This is a genomic window from Nocardioides aequoreus, from assembly GCF_000720335.1.
In the GTDB taxonomy this organism is placed as follows: domain Bacteria; phylum Actinomycetota; class Actinomycetes; order Propionibacteriales; family Nocardioidaceae; genus Marmoricola; species Marmoricola aequoreus.
Map to the genome: position 1 here is coordinate 1 of NZ_JOJN01000027.1, position 2,755 is coordinate 2,755.

The following is a 2,755-nucleotide window of genomic DNA, read 5'->3' on the forward strand; positions in this document are numbered from 1 at the left end:
TGGCTCGAGCACTACAACACTCAACGTCGCCACAGCGCACTCGCAGGACTCCCACCCATCAGCCGACTGTGACCAACCTGGTGGCCGAGTACATCTAGCCGAGCAGCTGGCCGACGAGGTCGCCGGGAGTGCGGGCCACGCGCTCGGCCTCGCCCTCCTCGAAGAGGTGACCCCACCCGGCCGCGACCGGGAGCGCACCCGCGTCGCGGCCCGCGCCGACGTCGAGCGGGGAGTCGCCGACGTAGGCACACCGCTCGGGGCGTACGCCGAGCCGCCGCGCGGCCTCGAGCACGCCGTCCGGCGCCGGCTTGGCCCGCGCGACCTCGTCGCCGCCGACGACCTCGACGAAGCGCTCGCGCAGACCGACGGCCCCCAGGATGATCTCCGCGGCGGGCCGGCTGTTGCCGGTGAAGACACCCAGCGCGAGCCCGGCGGCGTCGAGGGCCGCCAGGGCCTCGGGCACCCCCTCGTGCACCCGCACCGCGTCGGTGCCCTCGGCCAGCACCTGGTGGTAGAGGTCCTCGTCGGACTGGCGCTGCTCGCGCTCCATCATGACCGCGAGCATCTCGCGCGGCTTGCCCACGGCGTAGAGCTCGACCACGCGCTCGGGGGTCACCGGCGCACCGCCGAGGCGCCGCACGGTCTCGACGAAGGCGGCGGGCACCACGGGCGCGGAGTCGACCAGGGTGCCGTCCATGTCCCAGATGACGGCGTCGACGAGCCGCCCGGCTGCAGGGTCAGCCGACACGGTCGAGGTGCTGCAGCCGCACCTGGCCGCGCGAGACGAGCTTGTCGCCCTCGTCGAGCCGGGTCTCCACGACCCACACCTGCTGCGAGCGACCCTGGTGCACCGGCGTCGCGACCGAGGTCATCGCCCCCTCCCGCACGGCGCGGAAGAAGTCGGTGCTGTTGTTGACGCCGACCACCTGGCCGCGCTCGCCGAGCCAGGTCGCGGCACCCACGCTGGCGAGGGTCTCGACCACGCTGCAGTGCACGCCCCCGTGCACGATGCCGTAGGGCTGGTGCAGCGCCTCGCGGGCGGTCCAGGTGCCGACGACGCGCTCGCCGGTGACCTCGGTGAAGCGCAGGCCGAGGTGCTCCACGAAGGGGCCGGACGTGTCGAACGGGAGGTCGTCGCTCATCCCCCGATCCTCGCAGCCCCGCGTCACGCGGCGGTGGACGGCTCCAGCTTGGTGCGCATCTGCTGCAGGATCCGCGACAGCAGCCGCGAGACCTGCATCTGGGTCACCCCGATGCGCTCGGCGATCTCACGCTGCGTGAGGCCGTCGTAGAAGCGCATCGCGATGATCAGCCGGTCGCGCTCGGCGAGATCGCGCAGCAGCGGCTGCACCGAGGCACGTGCCTCGGCGGCGAGCATGCCGTCGTCGTCGCTGCCGAGCGTCGCACCGAGCGGCGAGAGGCCCTCCTCGTCGCTGCCGCCCACCGGGGCGTCCAGCGAGGTCGGCGCGAAGCAGCCGTCGGCGGCCATCGCCTCGACGACGTCCTCCACCGGCTCCCCCAGGTGCTCGGCCAGCTCCCCCACCGTGGGGCTGCGGCCGAGCTCGGAGGTCAGCTGCTCGCGGGTCTTGTTGACCCGTGCCTGCGTCTCCTGCACCCGTCGGGTCGGCCGCACCATCCAGCCGTGGTCGCGGAAGTACTTGCGCACCTCGCCGCGCATGGTCGGCACCGCGTAGGACAGGAAGTCGGAGCCGGCGCGCTCGGCGTCGTACTTCTGCGCGGCACGGGTCAGCGCGAGGTAGGCGACCTGTCGCAGGTCCTCCTCGGCGATGCCGCGGCGGGCGAAGCGGGCGGCGACCCGCTCGGCCACCGGCATGTTGAGCTGCACGACCTCGTGCAGCAGGTCGTCGGCCTCGAGGACGTCGGCCGCGGGGATCAGCGCGAAGATCTCGCGCGTCCGGTTCCGTCGGTGCTCCTCCTGGGAGCGACGGGGGAGAGTGGTGGTGCTGGGGTGGCGCACAGGATCACCGCCTGATGTGTCGGCGCTCGAACCCCGGCCGCTTGTATGACTGGGGCGGTGTCGTGGGCTCAGCATGCCAGATACCTCAACAACTTGTATAGGTACCTGTTGACGTTTTCGTGACCAGCGGGTGAACCATCACAGCAGGAGGCACCGACATGACCGAGACGCGACTGCTCGTGGTCGACATGCAGCAGGTCTTCGCCGACGCCGCCAGCCCGTGGCGCGTGCCCGGCTTCGACGCGGCGCTCGCGGGCGTGACCGGGCTGCTCGAGACGTACGCCGGCCGCACCGCGCTGACCCGCTTCGTGCCGCACCCCGAGCCCACCGGCTCGTGGGTCGACTACTACGAGGCCTACCCCTTCGCCCGGGACCCCGCCGCGCAGGAGCAGTGGGAGCTGGTGCCCGAGCTCGCCGCGCTCGACCTGCCGGTGCTCGACGCCCCGACCATGGGCAAGTGGACCCCCGAGCTGGCGGCGACGCTCGAGGAGCCCGACACGCTCGTGCTCGCCGGCGTCGCCACCGAGTGCTGCGTGCTCGCCACGGCGCTCGCCGCGAGCGACGCCGGCGTGCGGGTGCGGGTGGTCGCCGACGCCTGCGCCGGGGGCACCACCGCCGACCACGACGCGGCGCTGCGGGTGCTCGGCGCCTTCGCGCCGCAGGTGGAGGTCGTCTAGCTGTGATGTCCAGCCAGGTTGTTCAACCTGCTGATGGGTGCGGCCTTCCCGATGGCTGAGTGGGGCCGGTGGTGGTTGTACTGGTGGATCCATGCTGGCA

6 protein-coding genes are annotated in these 2,755 nt (G+C 72.6%); 2 read left to right on the forward strand and 4 right to left on the reverse strand.

The genetic code is table 11. The features are described 5' to 3' along the window. Positions 1–72 (forward strand): integrase core domain-containing protein (locus IG63_RS22930; protein ID WP_157210264.1); only part of this gene is annotated, 72 nt, incomplete at its 5' end. 22 nt (positions 73–94) lie between these two features. Here IG63_RS22930 and IG63_RS0120155 read toward each other — a convergent pair. Genes IG63_RS0120155 through IG63_RS0120165 form a run of 3 tightly spaced genes read right to left on the reverse strand, consistent with a single transcriptional unit; the run spans position 95 to position 1,978 of the window. After that, positions 95–748 carry an HAD family hydrolase gene (locus IG63_RS0120155; RefSeq protein WP_211249415.1) on the reverse strand — a complete coding sequence of 218 codons (654 nt, stop codon included), beginning with the start codon at positions 746–748 and terminating at the stop codon, positions 95–97. Beyond that, complete coding sequence (locus IG63_RS0120160; RefSeq protein WP_030486131.1) at positions 738–1,142, reverse strand: PaaI family thioesterase; 405 nt, start codon at positions 1,140–1,142, stop codon at positions 738–740. The genes IG63_RS0120155 and IG63_RS0120160 overlap by 11 nt, the downstream gene beginning before the upstream one ends. Before the next feature lie 23 nt (positions 1,143–1,165). Then, the gene (locus tag IG63_RS0120165) at positions 1,166–1,978 is read right to left on the reverse strand and encodes a sigma-70 family RNA polymerase sigma factor (RefSeq protein WP_030486132.1); all 813 of its coding nucleotides are present in this window, start codon (positions 1,976–1,978) and stop codon (positions 1,166–1,168) included. A 158-nt stretch (positions 1,979–2,136) separates the two neighbouring features. Here IG63_RS0120165 and IG63_RS0120170 point away from each other — a divergent pair, with 158 nt between their 5' ends. Next, entirely contained in the window at positions 2,137–2,655 is a 519-nt protein-coding gene (locus IG63_RS0120170) for a cysteine hydrolase family protein (RefSeq protein ID WP_030486133.1), read from the forward strand. Here IG63_RS0120170 and IG63_RS22935 read toward each other — a convergent pair. Then, on the reverse strand, positions 2,652–2,755 hold a 104-nt coding region (locus IG63_RS22935), incomplete at its 5' end, for an integrase core domain-containing protein (RefSeq protein ID WP_157210327.1). The genes IG63_RS0120170 and IG63_RS22935 overlap by 4 nt on opposite strands.

Excerpts from the sequence above, each read along its gene's own strand:
- IG63_RS0120160 (WP_030486131.1), bottom strand. The coding sequence starts at position 1,142 with ATGAGCGACGACCTCCCGTTCGACACGTCCGGCCCCTTCGTGGAGCAC.
- IG63_RS0120170 (WP_030486133.1), top strand. The coding sequence starts at position 2,137 with ATGACCGAGACGCGACTGCTCGTGGTCGACATGCAGCAGGTCTTCGCC.